Source organism: Rhodobacteraceae bacterium LMO-JJ12 (assembly GCA_021555075.1).
In the GTDB taxonomy this organism is placed as follows: Bacteria; Pseudomonadota; Alphaproteobacteria; order Rhodobacterales; family Rhodobacteraceae; genus JAKGBX01.
In genome coordinates, this window is the sequence record JAKGBX010000003.1 from 52,316 (window position 1) to 69,927 (window position 17,612).

Annotated in this window: 15 protein-coding genes; 6 read left to right on the forward strand and 9 right to left on the reverse strand. The window is 61.1% G+C overall.

Going from position 1 to position 17,612, the window contains the following annotated elements; all coding sequences use genetic code 11:
- Window positions 1-126: 126 nt before the first annotated feature.
- Entirely contained in the window at window positions 127-309 is a 183-nt protein-coding gene (locus LZG00_16525) for a CTP synthetase (protein ID MCF3595598.1), read from the forward strand.
- A gap of 78 nt (window positions 310-387) precedes the next feature.
- Here the strand turns inward: LZG00_16525 and LZG00_16530 are convergent, their stop codons facing one another.
- On the reverse strand, window positions 388-1,149 hold the full coding sequence (locus tag LZG00_16530) for an alpha/beta fold hydrolase (protein MCF3595599.1): 762 nt from the start codon (window positions 1,147-1,149) through the stop codon (window positions 388-390).
- 89 nt (window positions 1,150-1,238) lie between these two features.
- On the opposite strand from LZG00_16530, the gene LZG00_16535 reads away from it, so the two are divergent.
- Entirely contained in the window at window positions 1,239-1,613 is a 375-nt protein-coding gene (locus LZG00_16535) for a hypothetical protein (GenBank protein ID MCF3595600.1), read from the forward strand.
- Window positions 1,614-1,707: 94 nt separating this feature from the next.
- On the opposite strand, the gene LZG00_16540 is transcribed toward LZG00_16535, so the two are convergent.
- From LZG00_16540 to LZG00_16570, 7 genes are all read right to left on the reverse strand, one after another.
- Window positions 1,708-3,114 (reverse strand): SPOR domain-containing protein, encoded by a 1,407-nt coding sequence (locus LZG00_16540; protein MCF3595601.1) that lies wholly within the window; start codon window positions 3,112-3,114, stop codon window positions 1,708-1,710.
- Window positions 3,115-3,219: 105 nt separating this feature from the next.
- On the reverse strand, window positions 3,220-3,852 hold the full coding sequence (gene upp, locus LZG00_16545; GenBank protein ID MCF3595602.1) for a uracil phosphoribosyltransferase: 633 nt from the start codon (window positions 3,850-3,852) through the stop codon (window positions 3,220-3,222).
- Between the two features lie 8 nt (window positions 3,853-3,860).
- Window positions 3,861-4,859 carry an adenosine deaminase gene (locus tag LZG00_16550; GenBank protein ID MCF3595603.1) on the reverse strand — a complete coding sequence of 333 codons (999 nt, stop codon included), beginning with the start codon at window positions 4,857-4,859 and terminating at the stop codon, window positions 3,861-3,863.
- A complete protein-coding gene (locus tag LZG00_16555; protein ID MCF3595604.1) occupies window positions 4,856-6,061 on the reverse strand; it encodes a phosphopentomutase in 1,206 nt (401 codons plus the stop codon). Before LZG00_16555 ends, LZG00_16550 begins: the two co-directional genes overlap by 4 nt.
- Window positions 6,061-7,365: a thymidine phosphorylase gene (locus LZG00_16560; GenBank protein MCF3595605.1), complete on the reverse strand. Its 1,305-nt coding sequence runs from the start codon at window positions 7,363-7,365 to the stop codon at window positions 6,061-6,063. The genes LZG00_16555 and LZG00_16560 overlap by 1 nt, the downstream gene beginning before the upstream one ends.
- Window positions 7,365-7,772, reverse strand: coding sequence for a cytidine deaminase (locus tag LZG00_16565; GenBank protein MCF3595606.1), 408 nt, complete (start codon window positions 7,770-7,772; stop codon window positions 7,365-7,367). The genes LZG00_16560 and LZG00_16565 overlap by 1 nt, the downstream gene beginning before the upstream one ends.
- Entirely contained in the window at window positions 7,772-8,863 is a 1,092-nt protein-coding gene (locus LZG00_16570; GenBank protein ID MCF3595607.1) for a cupin domain-containing protein, read from the reverse strand. The genes LZG00_16565 and LZG00_16570 overlap by 1 nt, the downstream gene beginning before the upstream one ends.
- A gap of 144 nt (window positions 8,864-9,007) precedes the next feature.
- Here LZG00_16570 and LZG00_16575 point away from each other — a divergent pair, with 144 nt between their 5' ends.
- The 3 genes from LZG00_16575 to LZG00_16585 all read left to right on the forward strand — a co-directional run bounded on the left by LZG00_16575 (window position 9,008) and on the right by LZG00_16585 (window position 14,815).
- A complete protein-coding gene (locus tag LZG00_16575; protein MCF3595608.1) occupies window positions 9,008-11,287 on the forward strand; it encodes an NADP-dependent malic enzyme in 2,280 nt (759 codons plus the stop codon).
- Window positions 11,288-11,513: 226 nt separating this feature from the next.
- The gene (prpE, locus tag LZG00_16580; protein ID MCF3595609.1) at window positions 11,514-13,403 is read left to right on the forward strand and encodes a propionate-CoA ligase PrpE; all 1,890 of its coding nucleotides are present in this window, start codon (window positions 11,514-11,516) and stop codon (window positions 13,401-13,403) included.
- A 176-nt stretch (window positions 13,404-13,579) separates the two neighbouring features.
- Window positions 13,580-14,815 carry a hydroxymethylglutaryl-CoA reductase, degradative gene (locus tag LZG00_16585; GenBank protein MCF3595610.1) on the forward strand — a complete coding sequence of 412 codons (1,236 nt, stop codon included), beginning with the start codon at window positions 13,580-13,582 and terminating at the stop codon, window positions 14,813-14,815.
- A 521-nt stretch (window positions 14,816-15,336) separates the two neighbouring features.
- On the opposite strand, the gene LZG00_16590 is transcribed toward LZG00_16585, so the two are convergent.
- The gene (locus LZG00_16590; GenBank protein MCF3595611.1) at window positions 15,337-16,098 is read right to left on the reverse strand and encodes an NAD kinase; all 762 of its coding nucleotides are present in this window, start codon (window positions 16,096-16,098) and stop codon (window positions 15,337-15,339) included.
- Window positions 16,099-16,292: 194 nt separating this feature from the next.
- Here LZG00_16590 and LZG00_16595 point away from each other — a divergent pair, with 194 nt between their 5' ends.
- Window positions 16,293-17,576 carry a serine hydroxymethyltransferase gene (locus tag LZG00_16595; GenBank protein MCF3595612.1) on the forward strand — a complete coding sequence of 428 codons (1,284 nt, stop codon included), beginning with the start codon at window positions 16,293-16,295 and terminating at the stop codon, window positions 17,574-17,576.
- Window positions 17,577-17,612 lie beyond the last annotated feature (36 nt).

Sequence of the window (17,612 nt, forward strand, 5' to 3'; positions counted from 1 at the left end):
GTCCTACGCCAGATCAAAAGATACGTCTGGTGCGCAGCTTTGGCCTGACTCAGATCAAGGACAACGCCAGCGCCTTCAAAGACACTACGGTTGAAAGTGATCTGGTCTTGAAGGAAGGGACTGCCCATGTTGCGACTTGCTCTGATCGTGCATCTGTTTGTCGGCTCGACGCTCGCCGGGAGCGCCATGATTGTTGCGCTGGTGGCCGGCTGGGACACGTTGCAACCGCTGGTGATCGCCGCATTTGTCGGCTGGCTGCTGTCCATCCCGACAAGCTGGGTTCTGGCGCGAAAGATCGAGAGCCTCTAAAGCATCTTCTCGGGGCGCTTTAACACGCTGAAACGCCGGGGCATGCACGACAAATCTCTGCTGCAAGCGGTCGCCGGATCAGGTGTGATCGAGCCATCCGCGCACGGCCGCTTCAAATTCGCGTGGCTTTTCGGCGTGCAACCAATGGCCCGCCCCCGGAATTTTCATGAACCGCGCCTGCGGAAACAGCGCCTTGATCCGCGGGCGATGTTCGGCACTGACATATTGGCTCTCGCCTCCCGAGAGAAACAGCACCGGTTTGTCGAATTGCGCTTCGATTTGCGGAAATGACAGGATCTTGGGCATCTCGCGGTCCAGCGTGTCGAGATTAAGCCGCCAGCGCTTGCCCGCCACGTCAAGCGATTGCAGGAAAAACGCGGCCAGCGCCGGGTCTTCCAGCCGTGGTTCAAGCTGCGCACCCGCGTCCGAGCGGCTTTTGATCGCCGACAGGTCAACAGCGCGCATCGCTTCGATGTTGTGGCTCTGTTGATGGGTGTAAGGCACTGGCGCGATATCGGCCACGATCAGCCGGTTGACCCGCTCGGGATGCGCAAGCGCCAGCATCATGGCCGCTTTGCCGCCCATCGAATGGCCCATCACATCCATCGCCCCGCCATTGGCCGCAATCACTTCGGCCAGATCACCCGCCATGTCATCATAGCCGTGGCTGTCAAACCAGGGCGAGGTGCCATGATTGCGCATATCCGCCGCGATCACGGGGCGCACGTCGGAGAGCCGTTTTGAAATGACACCCCAGTTGCGGGCCGAACCAAAAAGGCCATGCGCAATCAGCAGCGGGGCTGTGTCGGTGATGGTGCCATGGTGGATCGTATTGAGCATGACCAAGCAATAGCGCCCGCCGCGCCCCTGAGCAACCAGAGGAAAACTGCGCATTTCACGGCGCGCTGAAAGCCGGTAGTGTGCCGCTCATGAGCGAATCGACCGACATTCCCCGCCTTGCCGCCGATATCGACACGCGGCTAGAGAAAGGCTTCGGGCGGCGGCGTGGCACGCTTGTCAAACGCCTGCGCCGGGCGGGTGGCGGCGTGCCAAAATGGCTGGTGCGCGATGCGGTTCTGATTGGCCAGGCGGTCGAACTCGACAGTCACCCCAAATTGCGCAAGCGGGTGGATGGTGCGGCCGTAAAGGCGGCGCATGACCGGATCTTGCGCCATCTCGACGGGATCAACCTGCATGAGAAACGCAAGGATTTCTGGCTTGGCCTGGCGGGCAGCATGGCCTTCAATATCCTTGCAATCGTGGCGCTGGTGGTTCTGGTGTTGAAATGGCGCGGGTTGATCTGAGCGCGAAAACGAAGATCCAAATCTTGCTCCTGCAAAGCAAAGGGCGGGGAAAGCCCCCGCCCTGCGTCATTCTCAAATTATCGCTAATTCCGCTCTAGCGCACAAAGGCGTCGCTAAACCCGGCACTGCGCGCCTTGTTCAGCGCGGCACCCAATTGATTGGGGGCAAATGGTCCGGCCAGAACGATACGATAGGTCTTGCCGCCTTTGGTCAGCCGCCCCAACCGCGCGGGCATGCCCATACTTTTCAGCCGTGACGCTGTGCGCTGGGCATTGGCTTCTACCCCAAAGGTGCCAACCTGCACGAACCGGCCCTTTGCAGGAGCGGCGGGGGCCGTGCGTTTGACCGATTTGGTCGCCACTATGGCCTTTTTCGGCGCCGATCTGCGCACCACTTTTTGGGCCGTCTGGGGTGCCATCGCCGTGTCGCTGATGGCCGCGTCATACCCGGCGGCGCGCATTTCGTCATAGCTGTGATACGGATACATGAGGCCGGGATACTTGTGCGTCACCACCAACCCGGTCGAGCGGACATAGAGCTTGCGCGGCACGGTTCGCGTCCAGGCGAGCCCCGAAGCATAAATACCGTCAAACGTCTGGTGGCCACGTTGCTCGTTCAGCCGGTCGTCTTTCCAGACCGGGCGATAGCCATCGGGAATCGGGCTTTCCACCTTGGACGCCTGTTGCTGCTCCCAGACATGACGCGGCGCCACGCGCACCTGACCGCCAATCGGGGCAGGCGCTGCTGGGCTTTGGTGCACAACGCGGCGCTGGACACGAACCGGCTCACCGCCGCGCATGACCGTCACAGGTTCACGACGGATCACCGTGACATGCGGGTCGCTCTGCGGACCACAGCGCACCGGCATGCCGTCGGTGCTGACACCGGCGTAATAGCGGCTGATCCCGGTGACTCCCTCGCAAGATGTCACCTTGGTCGGCGGTGCGAGACGTCGCGCGTTGCCCGAGACAGGTGTCGGCGCGGCTTTCACCACCGGTTTGACAGCTGCGGGTTGCACCGGCTTCGCCGGAGTGACCTGCACCACCTTGCGGGCGGGTCGCGGTGTCGGCGCGACGGGTTTCGCCTTCACAGGGGCCGCCTTGGGCGCCACGCGAACAGGCGCGGCCTTGGGCGCTTGGGTGACAACCTGAACCGGTTTTGCAACCGGTTTGACCGCTGGTTTGGGCGCCGGTTTCGGTTCGATCACCGGGACGGGTTTGGCGGGCGCCTGCACCGGCGGCGTCGCGCTCTTGGCCAGGCTCGGCTGATAGCCGCACAGTACCCCACGGTCGCGCGTCACGCGCGGCACCCAGTTGGTCATCCCATCGATGCCGGCGCGGATATACACGCAGCCACGGCTGTCGACGTATTGCTTACCGGTGTAAGATGCTGGCGGATATTCAGCCGGTATTTCGGCCTCGCGCAGCGTTTTGGCCTCGGCGGTTATCAGGCCCATGGATACAGCGATTACACTAACCGCAAGAACTCTCGTAAATTTCATGCCTTGCCCCCACAAGATGTAGGGGTAGATTGCCCCATTGCGACTAGTGAGTAAACCCGCTTCACCGCTCAATCAGCAATCTATCCACAATTTATTTACGCTTGGTTACTTGGTGCCGAACATCCTGTCACCTGCATCACCCAATCCCGGCACAATATAGCCTTTTTCGTTCAGCTGCTTGTCGAGCGCGGCAGTGACAATCGGCACATCCGGGTGTGCCTCTTTCATCCGTGCCACCCCTTCGGGCGCTGCCAGCAGGCAGAGAAAGCGGATATTCTTGGCCCCCGCCTCTTTCAAAAGGTCAATCGCCGCGACCGAACTGTTGCCAGTGGCCAGCATCGGATCGACCGCGATCACCAACCGCTCGTCAAGCTGCGAAGGCACCTTGAAATAGTATTGCACCGGTTGCAGCGTTGCCTCGTCGCGATATAGCCCGACAAAGCCGACCCTCGCCGACGGCACCAGCTCAAGCATCCCGTCCAAAAGCCCGTTCCCCGCCCGCAGGATCGAGATCAGCGCCAGCTTGCGCCCGGCCAGTGTCGGCGCGTCCATCTCGCAAAGCGGCGTGTCGATGGATTTCGTCGTCATCGGCAAGTTGCGCGTCACCTCATACGCCAGAAGCTGACTGATCTCGCGCAGCAGCTGACGAAAAACGGCGGTCGAGGTGTCCTTCTCGCGCATCAGGGTAAGTTTGTGTTGCACCAGCGGGTGTTTCACAACGGTCAGATGGTCATTCAGGTTGGGGTTCATAGGGCCTCCAGCTTGTCTTTAAGGGTATCTTTCAGACGCGTGCGGGTCGCCTCGTCGCAAAAGGCCGCCGCCAGCGCAGTATCGTTCAGTTCGCCAAAATCCGCCTCGCCCCAGCCATAGGCGCGCGCCAGTTCCTCATATTCCCGCGTCATCGTGGTGTGAAAGAACGGCGGATCGTCGGTGCTTACACACACCTTTACCCCGGCCTCGCGCAGATTAGCCAGAGGGTGCGCGGCGATAGATGAAAAAATACCCAGCGCCACGTTCGATCCGGGGCAAACTTCCAGAGTGACACCATCTTCAACCAGCCGCTCAACCAGCGCCGGATCGCTTGCCGCCCCTATGCCGTGGCCGATCCGTTCCACCCCAAGATCGTCCAGCGCCTGGCGCACGCTTTCTGCCCCGCCCCATTCCCCGGCATGTGTGGTCAGGCGCAGCCCCGCCTCGCGCGCGCAATCAAACGCCCAGGCGTAATCGCCCTGTTTTCCAACGCTTTCGTCGCCGCCCATGCCATAACCGCGAATGAAATCGCCCGCCGTCTCGGCGGCACAGACCGCAATCGGGCGCGCCGCGTCGGGGCCAAAATGGCGGATATTCGTGATGATCCCCTTGAGGATGATGCCATGCGCCTTTTCGGCCCGTATCGCTGCATCTTCGATCTCGGCCAGATAATCGCGCCAAGCCGAGACATCGCCTCCGCCGCAAAAATCCGGCGACAGGAACGTTTCGGCATAGATCACGCCATTTTGCGCCAATTCCTCCAAGATCGCTTGCGTCAGCCGCCCAAAGTCGCGCGGAGTGGTCAAGACGCTGGTCGCCGCCTCATAGACTTGCAGGAAATGCCCGAAATCGCGAAAGGCATAAGAGCCGTCCTCGGTAAATATCCCCGAAATATCAATGTTCTTTTCCTTGGCCAAACCGCGAATGAACACTGGCGGCGCAGCGCCTTCCAGATGCAGGTGCAATTCAATCTTGGGATAATCCCGCCACCTCATAGAAAACTCTCCCCCGCGCCGCGCTCGGCCAGCCCCAGATGATGCGCGACACTGGCCCCGATGTCGGCAAACCCGATCAGCCCCAGGCGTCCCACTCCTTTGCCTGCCACCAGAACAGGCACCCGTTCGCGGGTGTGATCGGTACCGCTCCATGTCGGATCATTGCCGTGATCGGCGGTGATCACCAATATATCGTCTGTCCGCAACCGGGGCAGCAATTTGCCCAACTCGGCGTCAAACCATTCCAGCGCCCTTGCATAACCCGAGACATCGCGCCGATGGCCATATTGCGTGTCGAATTCAACGAAATTGGCAAAGGTTAGCGCGCCGTCTTCCGCCTCGTCCACCAGCCGACCAAGGTGTTCCATAAGCACGCTGTCGGGGCCTTTCACATGATCGCTGATTCCGCGCATCGAGAAAATATCACCGATTTTGCCAATCGCATGGGTCGCGCGCCCCGCGCCATGCGCCCAATCCAGCAACGTCGGGGCAGGGGGCGCAATCGCGAAATCCCTGCGGTTCCCGGTGCGCCTGAAATCGCCCTCTTTACCTTCAAATGGCCGCGCAATGACCCGCCCCACCTTTACCGCATGAAACGCAGGTGCGACCGCTTTGCAGAGTTCAATGAGCCGCTCACGCCCGAAATGTCCCTCATGCGCCGCGATCTGCACCACGCTATCGGCCGAGGTGTAAACGATAGGCCAGCCGGTATCGACACTCGCCTGTCCCAATTGTTCAATCACTTCGGTGCCCGAGGCATGCGCATTGCAAAGCGTGCCATCCACTCCCGCTGCCGTTCGGATCACCGCCAACAGATCATCGGGAATCGCCGGCTGTTCGTCGGGAAAGAAATGCCAGTCCCAAGGCACCGGCACGCCTGCAATCTCCCAATGTCCCGACGGCGTATCCTTGCCTTTCGAGATTTCCGTCGCGGCCCCCCAGCGCCCTTTGGTGACAGCTGGAAGCCCCGTTTCCACACCACTGGCCAGCCGCACGGCTTCACCCATCCCCAGCGCTGCAAGGTTGGGAATTTCAAGCGGCCCGCTGCGCCCATCCTCGGCCTCACCCGCCGCACAAGCCTGTGCAATATGGCCCACCGTGCAGGCGCCGGTGTCGGGCAGGGTGCCGTTGAAAAACTGCTCTGCATCCGGCGCGCCGCCGATGCCCACGGAATCCATCACGATCAGGAACGCGCGGCCCATCACCCAACCCTCTCATGGATCAGCGGCGCCACCTCCGGCGCCTCCCGCCCGATCGTCACCGCAGCGCGCAATTCGGCTTCTGCGCGCGCGGCCGCATCCTCGCGCGCCGCGTGAATCCGGGCGATGGCCTGCCCCTTGCTGACCTTGGTGCCCAACGGCAATAGGTCGGACAGGCCCACAGACGGGTCGATCACATCGCCCTCCACCTGTCGCCCGCCGCCAAGCCCCACCACACACAGCCCCAACGCCTCGCCGTCATACCCGGCGATATAGCCGTCTTCGCGCGCCACAACCTCGCGGATCACCGTCGCCTCGGGCAAGAACCGCGCCCATGTTTCGACAAACCGCACCGGCCCGCCCTGCGCCGCGATCATCCGCCCAAATCCTTCGGCGGCGCGGCCATCATTGATACAGTCGGCAATTGCCTTGGCTCCGGCTTCCACATCCTCGGCAAGCCCGGCATTGGCCAGAACCACGCCCCCCAACGCCGCGGCCAATTCCGCCATCCGTCCGCCCTTGCCTCCGGTCAGGACCTGCATCACCTCGGTGACTTCCAGGGCATTCCCAAGGCTTGGCACGAGAGGCTGGTTCATGTCCGAAATGATCGCTGTCGTCGGGCATCCGGCCGCATTGGCCGTTTCCACCAACGATCTTGCCAGCGTTCGCGCCTTCTGCGGCGTTTTCATGAACGCCCCCGTGCCAACCTTCACATCCAACACCAACCCATCAAGCCCGGCAGCCAGCTTTTTAGACAGGATCGAAGCGGTGATCAGATCAAGGCTCTCCACCGTCGCCGTCACATCGCGGATTGCATAGAGCCGCTTGTCGGCCGGCGCGATATGGGCCGAAGCCGAAACAATCGCCGCCCCCGCGTCGCGCACCACCGCACGAAATTGCGCCTCATCGAGATCGGTGCGCACGCCGGGGATTGCCTCGATCTTGTCCAGCGTGCCGCCGGTATGACCCAGCCCCCGGCCCGAAATCATCGGCACATAGGCCCCACAAGCCGCCAGCGCCGGGGCCAGAACAAGGCTCACACAATCGCCCACCCCACCGGTTGAATGCTTGTCCAAAATCGGCTTGTCGAGACCCCAGTGCAAAACATCGCCGCTATCGCGCATCGCCAGTGTCAACGCCACACGGCCCTCCACTCCTAGGCCTTTCAAAAGCGCCGCCATGGCGAATGCCCCGGCCTGTGCGTCAGAGACGGAATGATCGGCCAACCCATTGGCAAACCACCTTAATTCTTCGCGCGTTGGGGTTACGCCATCGCGCAGATGGGCAATGATCCGGCGTGCATCCATCAGCTATCGCCACCCTCGGCATGGCTCATATGATCCAGCGCAAACGCGCCGGGCAAAAGCTCGGAAATACTATGCCTGCTCTCGGCCCCGCCCGTCGTGGCCAGAGTCACCACAACATGCCCCGCGCCAAACTCCGCCAACTTCTGACGGCAGCCGCCACAGGGTGGCACGGGATGCGGGCTGTCGGCGATCACGGCCACGTCGATCAGCTCGGTTTCCCCCGCCGCCACCATCGCCGCAATCGCCCCCGCTTCGGCGCAGGTGCCCTCGGGATAGGCGGCGTTCTCGACATTGCAGCCGACATAGATCGTCCCGGATTTCCCCCGCACCGCCGCGCCCACCTTGAAGTGCGAATAGGGAACATAGGCATTTTCCCGCACGGCCCGCGCGGCATCGAGAAGCGGCATCATCGGCCCTCCACTGTGGTTGCAAAATCACCGGGCAGCGCCACCTCAAGCAACTGCAAATCGCTCGATGCGCCGCTCAGCCGGGTCTTCATCTCCGGCGGAATGACAAAGGCATCGCCCTTTTCAAGCGCATGTGTGGGCTGGCCTTCACCGCTCAGCGTCACCGCGCCCGCCATAACATAACCGAACAGGATATCTGCATCGTGACGCGCCCAGACCGGCTCGCCTTCGCCGGGTCGCACCACCCAGACTCCGGCCACATTGCCGGTGTTGCACGCAATCGTTGTGTCGCGCGCCTCAAAGCCGGGCAGGCGATGTGCGCCCCATTTGGCCTTGGCCCCGATATCATGGACAAACCGCTGCCCGCTCCATTCCCTCTCGGGGCGCAGCTCGGGCGTCGGCAGGCTCATCTCGTGATCAATCTCGGTCACATGATCGGCCGGAACCCCGATCTCGATCACCTGCAAATTCTCGCTGGCTTCCATCACTCGATGGCGAATTTCGGGCGGCTGGATAAAGCAATCGCCAGGGGTAAGGCGACGCATCCCGCCTTGATCCTCGTAAAGCACATCGACCCAGCCGGAGACGCAAAAGATCAGCTGAAACCCGACCTTGTGATAATGCACCATGTCAGGCACCGGCCCGGCATCGGGGATGCGGATATGGCTGGCGATGATCGACCCGCCCAGCCGGTCGGGAATAAGATCGCGATACTGCATTCCGGCGCGCCCGATGACCCACGGCGCCTCATCGGCCAGTCGGCGCACGACATAGGCATGTTGTGTTTCAGGCAACACCAGCGCAGGGTTCAGCGCTTCGATTTCCACCCGCGTGCCATTGGGCGCGACAAGGGCGCGCTGCCCATCGGCGAAATCATCAGGATCATCGGTAAGAATACGGATCGTTCCGGGCGATTCCTCTGCCCCCTGTTCAAGCCGCAGACGCAGCCCATGGCCGGAAAATACCGCCACGCGCGGGGAATCGGCGGGAAAGATCATGTCCATTCGCATCCCCAGAACGCCCGTGAAAAACGCGATATCATCCCCTAATTGCTGCGTTGGAAGGCGAATTTCGGCGCGCGTTTCACTCATGTCATATCCCCTCGACGCCCAAGTCTGCGCGGGGATACACTCAATTGCAAGATGAGGCATCATGACGCCGGGTAAATCCCCGCCTTCCCCCGACTGAAAAAGTAGTTTAACATTAAACAATCATGAATCCCACGAGGCCGCACCATGTCCAGAGACCCCAAGGAAACCCTGCGTCAGGCAGCATTATTCTATCACGAATTTCCCAAACCCGGAAAGCTTGAGGTCCGCGCCACCAAGCCCTTGGCGAATGGCCGCGATCTGGCGCGCGCCTATTCTCCCGGTGTGGCGGATGCCAGCCTTGAAATCCAATCCGACCCGGCCAATGCCCGCCGCTTTACCGCGCGCGGCAACCTAGTGGCGGTGGTCACAAACGGCACGGCGGTGCTCGGCCTTGGCAATATCGGCGCGCTGGCCTCCAAGCCGGTGATGGAGGGCAAGGCGGTGCTCTTCAAGACCTTCGCGGGGATTGACTGCTTTGACATTGAACTCAACGAATCCGACCCCGAACGCCTCGCCGATATCGTCTGCGCGCTTGAGCCGACATTCGGCGCGATCAACCTCGAAGACATCAAGGCCCCCGACTGTTTCATCGTCGAGAAGCTCTGCCGCGAGCGGATGAACATCCCGGTTTTCCATGATGACCAACATGGCACGGCCATCGTTGTCGGTGCTGCCGCCACCAACGCGCTCTTTGTTGCGGACAAGAAATTTGACGAGATCAAGGTCGTTTCCACCGGCGGCGGTGCTGCGGGCATCGCCTGTCTCAACATGCTGCTAAAGCTCGGGGTAAAGCGCGAAAACGTCTGGCTCTGCGATATTCACGGCCTTGTTTACGCGGGCCGTGCCGAAGATATGAATCCGCAAAAGGCCGCCTTCGCGCAAGAATCCGATCTGCGTACGCTGGATCAGGTGATAGACGGCGCCGACCTGTTTCTCGGCCTGTCCGGTCCCGGCGTGCTCAACACCGATATGGTCGCGAAGATGACCAAACAGCCGATCATCTTCGCGCTGGCCAACCCCACGCCCGAAATCCTGCCCGAAGAGGTCAAGGAAGTTGCCCCCGATGCGATCATCGCCACCGGGCGCAGCGACTATCCCAATCAGGTCAACAACGTACTATGTTTTCCGTTCATCTTTCGCGGGGCATTGGATGTCGGCGCGACCGAAATCAACGATGAAATGCAGATTGCCTGTATCGAAGGCATTGCCGAACTGGCCCGCACCACCACCAGCGCCGAAGCTGCCGCCGCCTATCAGGGCGAACACCTGACCTTTGGGCCGGACTACCTGATTCCCAAACCGTTTGACCCGCGCCTTGTGGCCATAGTCTCTTCCGCCGTGGCCGAAGCGGCAATGAAAAGCGGTGTGGCCACCCGCGAAATCGAAAACCTTCAGGAATACCGTGAAAAGCTGAATCAGTCAGTGTTCAAATCCGCGCTGTTGATGCGCCCGGTATTCGAGGCCTCGCGCACGGCCTCGCGCCGGATCGTCTTTGCCGAAGGCGAGGATGACCGCGTGCTGCGCGCCGCACAGGCGATTCTCGAAGAAACCACCGAGAAGCCAATCCTGATCGGCCGCCCCGAAGTGCTTGAGGCGCGTTGCGTGCGCGACGGGCTGACCATTCGTCCGGGGCGCGATTTTCAGGTGGTGAACCCCGAAAACGATCCGCGCTACCGCGATTATTGGGGCAGCTATCATCAGATCATGGCGCGGCGCGGCGTTTCGCCCGATATCGCCCGCGCGATCATGCGCACCAACACCACGGCCATCGGCGCGATCATGGTGCATCGTGGCGAAGCCGACAGCCTGATCTGCGGCACGTTCGGCGAATATCGCTGGCACCTGAACTACATCACTCAGGTTTTGGGCAGCGAGACGCTGCGCCCGCATGGCGCGCTGTCGATGATGATCCTCGAAGACGGCCCGCTTTTCATTGCCGATACCCATGTCTGGAGCAGGCCAAGCCCCGAGCAACTGGCCGAGGTGGCACTCGGCGCGGCCCGCCATGTGCGCCGTTTCGGGATCGAGCCGAAACTGGCCTTTTGTTCACAGTCGCAATTCGGCAATCAGGCCGAAGGCTCCGGCAAACGCCTGCGCGATGCACTGGCGCTGCTGGATGCCGAGCCGCGTGATTTTGCCTATGAGGGCGAAATGAATGTCGATGCCGCGCTCGACCCTGATCTGCGCGCGCGTTTGCTGCCCGAAGGGCGGCTCGACGGCGCGGCCAACGTTCTGATCTTCGCCCATGCCGATGCCGCCTCTGGCGTGCGAAACATCCTCAAGATGAAGGGCGGCGGGCTCGAAGTCGGACCGATCCTGATGGGCATGGGCAACCGCGCCCACATCATCACCCCCGGCGTCACCCCGCGCGGATTGCTCAACATGGCCGCCGTGGCCGGCACCCCGGTCGAACACTACGGCTGAGGTGATTCTTTGGCTGTACCATTTTGCATCTCTAAGTTTGCAAGTTTGCAAAAATGCTGGGATATGCAGGTGAAATTTATAAACCACAGGGCTTTGCAAAAGTTTGCAGGGTCATTTTGTCGCTTCTTGCAAATATTGAGCGGTATTGTCCCACAGGGTTGCCTAAGGGCTTGCCCGACGCCATCCTGAAGGCGTAACTCCCTACAAAGCTGAGGAGGAGTATACCATGGGATACCGCGAAATCTATGCCGCCTGGAAAGCCGACCCTGAATCGTTCTGGCTGGAGCAGGCCAAGGCGATTGATTGGGACGTAGCACCAACAAAGGCGCTCTTTGACAAGGGCAACAACCTTTACGAATGGTTCGCCGACGCCAAGTGTAACACCTGCTGGAACGCGGTTGACCGCCACGTTGAAAATGGCCGCGCCGAGCAAACAGCGGTTATCTATGACAGCCCGATCACCGGCCGCAAGGAACACATCACCTTCGCCGAGCTGAAAACCCGCGTCGCAAACCTTGCCGGAGCACTTCGCGCCAAAGGCGTTGAAAAAGGCGACCGCGTGGTGATCTATATGCCGATGGTGCCCCAGGCGCTTGAGGCGATGCTGGCCTGTGGGCGTATCGGCGCAATCCATTCCGTGGTGTTCGGCGGCTTTGCCGCCAACGAGCTGGCCGTTCGGATCGACGACGCCAAGCCCAAGGCGATCATAGCCGCCTCCTGCGGGCTAGAGCCGGGTCGCGTGGTGAAATACAAACCGCTGATCGACGGTGCCATTGATCTCGCCAAGCACAAACCCGAATTCACCCTGATCCTGCAACGCGAGGAAGAGCGCGCCGAGCTGATCGAGGGCCGCGATTTCGATTGGTATGCGGCGCAAGAAGGCGTCACACCCGCCGATTGCCTTCCCGTCGAGGGCAATCACCCCTCCTATATCCTCTACACCTCCGGCACCACCGGCGCACCCAAGGGGGTGATCCGCCATACCGCGGGGCAACTCGTCGCGCTGAACTGGACGATGAAGAGCATCTACAACGTCGATCCCGGCGATGTGTTCTGGGCCGCCTCCGATGTCGGTTGGGTCGTCGGGCACAGTTATATCGCCTACGCGCCGCTGATCCACGGCAACACCACCATCGTGTTCGAAGGCAAGCCCGTCGGCACCCCCGATGCGGGCACCTTCTGGCGGGTGATCTCTGAACATAAGGTCAAGAGCTTCTTCACCGCACCCACCGCCTTCCGCGCCGTGAAACGCGAAGACCCCAAGGGCGAATTTATCCAGAAATATGATCTGAGCGATCTCAACGCGATCTATCTCGCGGGCGAGCGTGCCGACCCCGATACCATCGTCTGGACCCAGAAAATGACCGGCAAACCGGTCTATGACCACTGGTGGCAGACCGAAACCGGCTGGACCATCGCGGGCAACCCTGTGGGGATCGAACCCCTGCCGGTCAAACTCGGAAGCCCAACCGTGGCGATGCCCGGCTATGATGTGCAGATCTTGGACGAAGGCGGCCACCCGATGAAACCGGGCGAACTTGGCGCGATTGCGGTCAAGCTGCCGCTACCGCCCGGCACGCTGCCCAACCTGTGGAATGCCGAGGACCGCTTCCAGAAAAGCTATCTCAGCCATTTCCCAGGCTACTATGAAACCGGTGATGCCGGGATGATCGACGAAGACGGTTATCTCTACATCATGGCGCGCACCGACGATGTGATCAACGTCGCCGGGCATCGCCTCTCGACTGGCGGCATGGAAGAGGTTTTGGCCGATCACCCCGACGTGGCCGAATGCGCCGTCATCGGCGTGACAGATCAGCTCAAGGGCCAATTGCCGGTCGGTTTCATCTGTCTCACCTCGGGGGTTGATCGCCCGCATGACGAGATCAAGGCCGAAGTGGTGAAAATGGTCCGTGACAAGATCGGCCCGGTGGCCGCCTTCAAGCTGGTCGTGGTGGTGGATCGCCTGCCCAAAACACGCTCGGGCAAGATCCTGCGCGCCACGATGGTGTCAATCGCCGACGGCTCGGACTGGAAAATGCCCGCAACGATCGACGACCCGGCAGTGTTGGAAGAGATCGCCGAGGCGCTGCAAGGCATCGGTTACGCGACCTAGCGCACCCGCCCGGAAACAAGGCGCGCAAAGCCGCCCATTGCCGACAGAGGCCGCGCCCTCCCTCCCTTTTGGGGAGGAGGGCGCTGCCCCTTGTTGCACGCGCACTTGACCTCCGCTCCCATTTTTTCTTGACCTGAATTCAGAACCCCTGTCCCCTGTCGGACAGGAGGCATCCCATGGCATCATCCCGCATTCCCGGCTTTCACAATCTTTCACGCGCTGACCGGCTCGCGCGCCTGGCCGAGACGTCCGGTCTCACGACCGATGATCTCGCTCATCTCGAAGCCAGCGCCGCCCATGACGGTGATCTCGCCGATAATCTGAGCGAAAATGTCATCTCGGTCATGGCCGTTCCCTTGGGCGTGGCAACTAACATGATCGTCGACGGGCGCGATGTTCTGGTGCCAATGGCAACCGAGGAAAGCTCGGTCATCGCCGCCGTTTGCAACGGCGCGCTGGCCTGTCGCAACACCGACGGCGTGACAACAGAGGCCGACGAACCGCAGATGATTGCTCAGGTCCAGATCACGGGCCTTGCCAATCTCGAAACGGCCCAGTCCGAAGTGCTGACACACCGCGACGAAATCACCGATCTCTGCAACGGCTGCGACCCCATGCTGTTGAAACTCGGCGGCGGTTTTCGCGATCTTGAGGTGCGCATCGCCGGGCCATTCGTCGTGGTGCATCTGATTATCGATGTGCGTGACGCAATGGGCGCCAACACGGTCAACACTATGGCGGAAAAGCTCGCTCCCAAGCTCGAAGCCTGGACCGGTGGCAAGGCGGGTCTGCGCATCCTGTCAAACCTCGCCGACCGTCGGCTGGTGCGCGCCCACGCGCTCTGGCGCGCTGATGAGATCGGCGCCGACATGGTCGATGGCATCCTGTCGGCTTGGGAATTTGCCGCCCACGATCCCTATCGCGCCGCAACCCATAACAAGGGCATCATGAATGGCATCTCTGCCGTGGCGCTGGCCACCGGCAATGACAGCCGCGCGCTCGAAGCCGGGGCGCATGCCTTTGCCGCCAAGGACGGCTACGGGCCGCTCACCCGCTACTCCAAAACACCCGAAGGCGATTTGTTGGGCGAAATCGAATTGCCCATGCCGGTCGGAATTGTCGGCGGCGCCACGCGGGTACATCCGACGGCACAGGCCTGTCTCAGGATCATGGGGGCCACGACCGGCGACCGTCTGGCGCGGGTGACGGCGGCGGTCGGGCTGATCCAGAACTTCTCGGCCCTGCGCGCGCTGGCGGGCGAAGGCATTCAGCGCGGCCATATGGGCCTGCATGCCCGCAATGTCGCCATCGCCGCCGGAGCGCGCGGCAAGGAGATTGACCGGGTTGCCGCGGCGATGATCGAAGCAGGCGAGATCCGCGAAGATGCGGCGCGCGTGCTGCTCGACGGCTGACTTAGAGGTCATACGCCCTGATCAATTCAATGACTTATTAACGTCCCTTAACGCCATTCCCCGGAGTCCCCGGCAGCCGGAAGTCAGCCAGACGGCAGCCGGGAGTCACCCCCCAAAACCGGCGGTTCCGGGCAATCCTTACCCGAACGAGCGCTGGCCCCGATCAGAAGTGTGATGGGGCTTCAACCGCTGAGAATTCTGCCCGGAATCCATCTGGATACCTCTGTGAAATGCAATATAAGTAGTTGATAGGGCAGGTAAAATACCCATATTGTCGAACCGTCACCAACCCCGCGCGCCACACGATAAGAGGTTGCTAACCCACATCACCCCATACTGGGTTCATATGATCCTTAAACCCAATTGCGCCGAAAATGTCTGCCAAACTCCAGAACCCGCCCAACAAAATGCACCGCCACCCCAACCGTCGAGGAATCTCAGCGCGAACAGCGCCTAACACATTGAATTAATTGTGAAAAATATATGTGGGTCGGTGTGCTGTGCAAATGCCGGTGCCGTGATCAGACGAATTGTTCGCGAAGCAGACGCTCTTCCAGCCCGTGGCCGGGATCAAACAGCAAATGGTGAGAGATGGACGGCTCCGAGCGGATCTGCACGGTCTGCACGTAAAGCACCGCGCGCGAATCCGCATGTGCCATCACCGGGCGTTTTTCCGGGTCTTGCACTTCGATGCGCACCTCCGCCGTCTTGGGTAACAGCGCCCCACGCCAGCGCCGCGGCCGAAACGGCGCAATCGCGGTGAGCGCCAGAACCTCCGAGCCGATTGGCAGAATAGGACCGTGTGCCGAATAATTATAGGCTGTGGAACCTGCTGGCGTAGACACCAGCGCACCATCGCAGACCAATTCTTCCATCCGAAGCCGCCCATCCACGATGATCTTCAGCTTGGCCGTCTGCGGCCCCATTCTCAAAAGCGAAACCTCGTTGATCGCCAAAGCCTCATGCACCGACCCATCGCTGCGGGTGGCGCGCATCGACAGCGGATTGATCACGGCTTCTTCTGCCGCTGCCAGCCGTTCAGGCAGGTTGGCTTCGGCGTATTCATTCATCAAGAAGCCAACGGTGCCGCGGTTCATTCCATAGACCGAGGCATCCATATTCTGCGTGCGGTGTAACGTGTGTAGCATGAACCCATCACCGCCCAGTGCCACGATCACATCCGCCTCGGCCTCGTCGCAATTGCCATAGCGCCCTATCAACGCCGCGCGGGCGGTTTGGGCGACGGGCGCGTCCGAGGCGACAAAGGCGATTTTCAGGCTCATTCTTGAAAGTTTCCAAAAGGCGGCGACCGGGTCGGATGGGCTCCGGCGCCTCCTCACCTGCACGATGATTGACGCGCTGGCAAGCCCATTGGTCGGAATCGGGGCTTTCAAGCCCATGCGCAATGGCTTAGGACAACGCCCAACGCCCAACGCCCAACGCCCACCCGCCACATCAGCGACGGAGAGATACCCCCATGTCCAACCCCGGCTTTTTTACCGAAGAGCTTGCCAGCCGCGACCCCGAAATTTTCGACGCAATCGAGAAGGAACTGGGCCGCCAACGCGACGAGATCGAACTGATCGCCAGCGAGAACATCGTCTCCTCCGCCGTGATGCAGGCGCAAGGGTCGGTGATGACCAACAAATACGCCGAAGGTTATCCCGGGCGGCGCTACTATGGTGGCTGTGAATTCGTTGATATTGCAGAGAATTTGGCGATTGAGCGGGCAAAGGCGTTGTTTGGCTGTGACTTTGCCAATGTGCAACCCAACTCGGGAAGTCAGGCAAATCAGGGCGTCTATCAGGCGCTCTTGCAGCCCGGTGACACGATCCTCGGGATGAGCCTTGATGCAGGTGGGCACCTGACCCATGGTGCGCGCCCCAACCAGTCGGGCAAGTGGTTCAACGCTGTGCAATATGGCGTGCGCAGGCAGGACAATCTGCTGGATTACGATCAGGTCGAAGCGCTGGCCAAAGAACATTCTCCCAAACTGATTATCGCCGGCGGGTCGGCCATTCCGCGTCAGATTGATTTTGCCCGGATGCGCGAGATTGCTGATATGGTCGGTGCGCTTTTGCATGTCGATATGGCACATTTCGCGGGTCTTGTGGCGGCGGGCGAACACCCCAGCCCATTCCCGCATGCCCATGTTGTCACAACGACAACGCACAAGACGCTGCGCGGCCCACGCGGCGGTATGATCCTTACCAATGACGCGGATATCGCCAAGAAGGTGAATTCGGCGATTTTCCCCGGTATTCAGGGCGGTCCCCTGATGCATGTGATCGCCGCCAAGGCCGTGGCCTTTGGCGAGGCGCTGCGCCCCGATTTCAAGGATTACGCCAAGGCGGTGATCGCCAATGCGCAGGCAATGGGTGATCAGTTGATGAAAGGCGGGCTTGATCTCGTCACCGGCGGCACCGACACCCATGTTTTGTTGGTTGATCTGCGGCCCAAAGGGGTCAAGGGCAATGCCACCGAAAAGGCTCTGGAGCGCGCGCACATCACTTGCAACAAGAATGGCGTTCCGTTTGACCCGGAGAAACCCACCGTGACAAGTGGTGTGCGGCTAGGCTCGCCCGCAGGCACGACGCGCGGCTTTGGAACGACCGAGTTCCGTCAGATTGCCGATTGGATCATTGAAGTGGTCGATGGGCTGGCGGAGAATGGCGAAGAGGGAAATGGCGCAGTGGAGGCCAGGGTAAAGACCGAGGTGGCGCAGCTCTGCGCGCGCTTCCCGCTTTATCCCGAACTGTGAATACCGTGCAAAATGTGCATCCCGAAGGGCCACCGC

Coding starts and splice junctions, on each gene's coding strand:
- LZG00_16560 (MCF3595605.1), bottom strand. CDS start 7,365: ATGGATGCACGCCGGATCATTGCCCATCTGCGCGATGGCGTAACCCCA.
- LZG00_16525 (MCF3595598.1), top strand. CDS start 127: ATGTTGCGACTTGCTCTGATCGTGCATCTGTTTGTCGGCTCGACGCTC.
- LZG00_16530 (MCF3595599.1), bottom strand. CDS start 1,149: ATGCTCAATACGATCCACCATGGCACCATCACCGACACAGCCCCGCTG.
- LZG00_16565 (MCF3595606.1), bottom strand. CDS start 7,772: ATGCCGCTTCTCGATGCCGCGCGGGCCGTGCGGGAAAATGCCTATGTT.
- LZG00_16590 (MCF3595611.1), bottom strand. CDS start 16,098: ATGAGCCTGAAAATCGCCTTTGTCGCCTCGGACGCGCCCGTCGCCCAA.
- LZG00_16540 (MCF3595601.1), bottom strand. CDS start 3,114: ATGAAATTTACGAGAGTTCTTGCGGTTAGTGTAATCGCTGTATCCATG.
- LZG00_16570 (MCF3595607.1), bottom strand. CDS start 8,863: ATGAGTGAAACGCGCGCCGAAATTCGCCTTCCAACGCAGCAATTAGGG.
- LZG00_16585 (MCF3595610.1), top strand. CDS start 13,580: ATGGCATCATCCCGCATTCCCGGCTTTCACAATCTTTCACGCGCTGAC.
- LZG00_16550 (MCF3595603.1), bottom strand. CDS start 4,859: ATGAGGTGGCGGGATTATCCCAAGATTGAATTGCACCTGCATCTGGAA.
- prpE (MCF3595609.1), top strand. CDS start 11,514: ATGGGATACCGCGAAATCTATGCCGCCTGGAAAGCCGACCCTGAATCG.
- LZG00_16595 (MCF3595612.1), top strand. CDS start 16,293: ATGTCCAACCCCGGCTTTTTTACCGAAGAGCTTGCCAGCCGCGACCCC.
- LZG00_16535 (MCF3595600.1), top strand. CDS start 1,239: ATGAGCGAATCGACCGACATTCCCCGCCTTGCCGCCGATATCGACACG.
- LZG00_16575 (MCF3595608.1), top strand. CDS start 9,008: ATGTCCAGAGACCCCAAGGAAACCCTGCGTCAGGCAGCATTATTCTAT.
- LZG00_16555 (MCF3595604.1), bottom strand. CDS start 6,061: ATGGGCCGCGCGTTCCTGATCGTGATGGATTCCGTGGGCATCGGCGGC.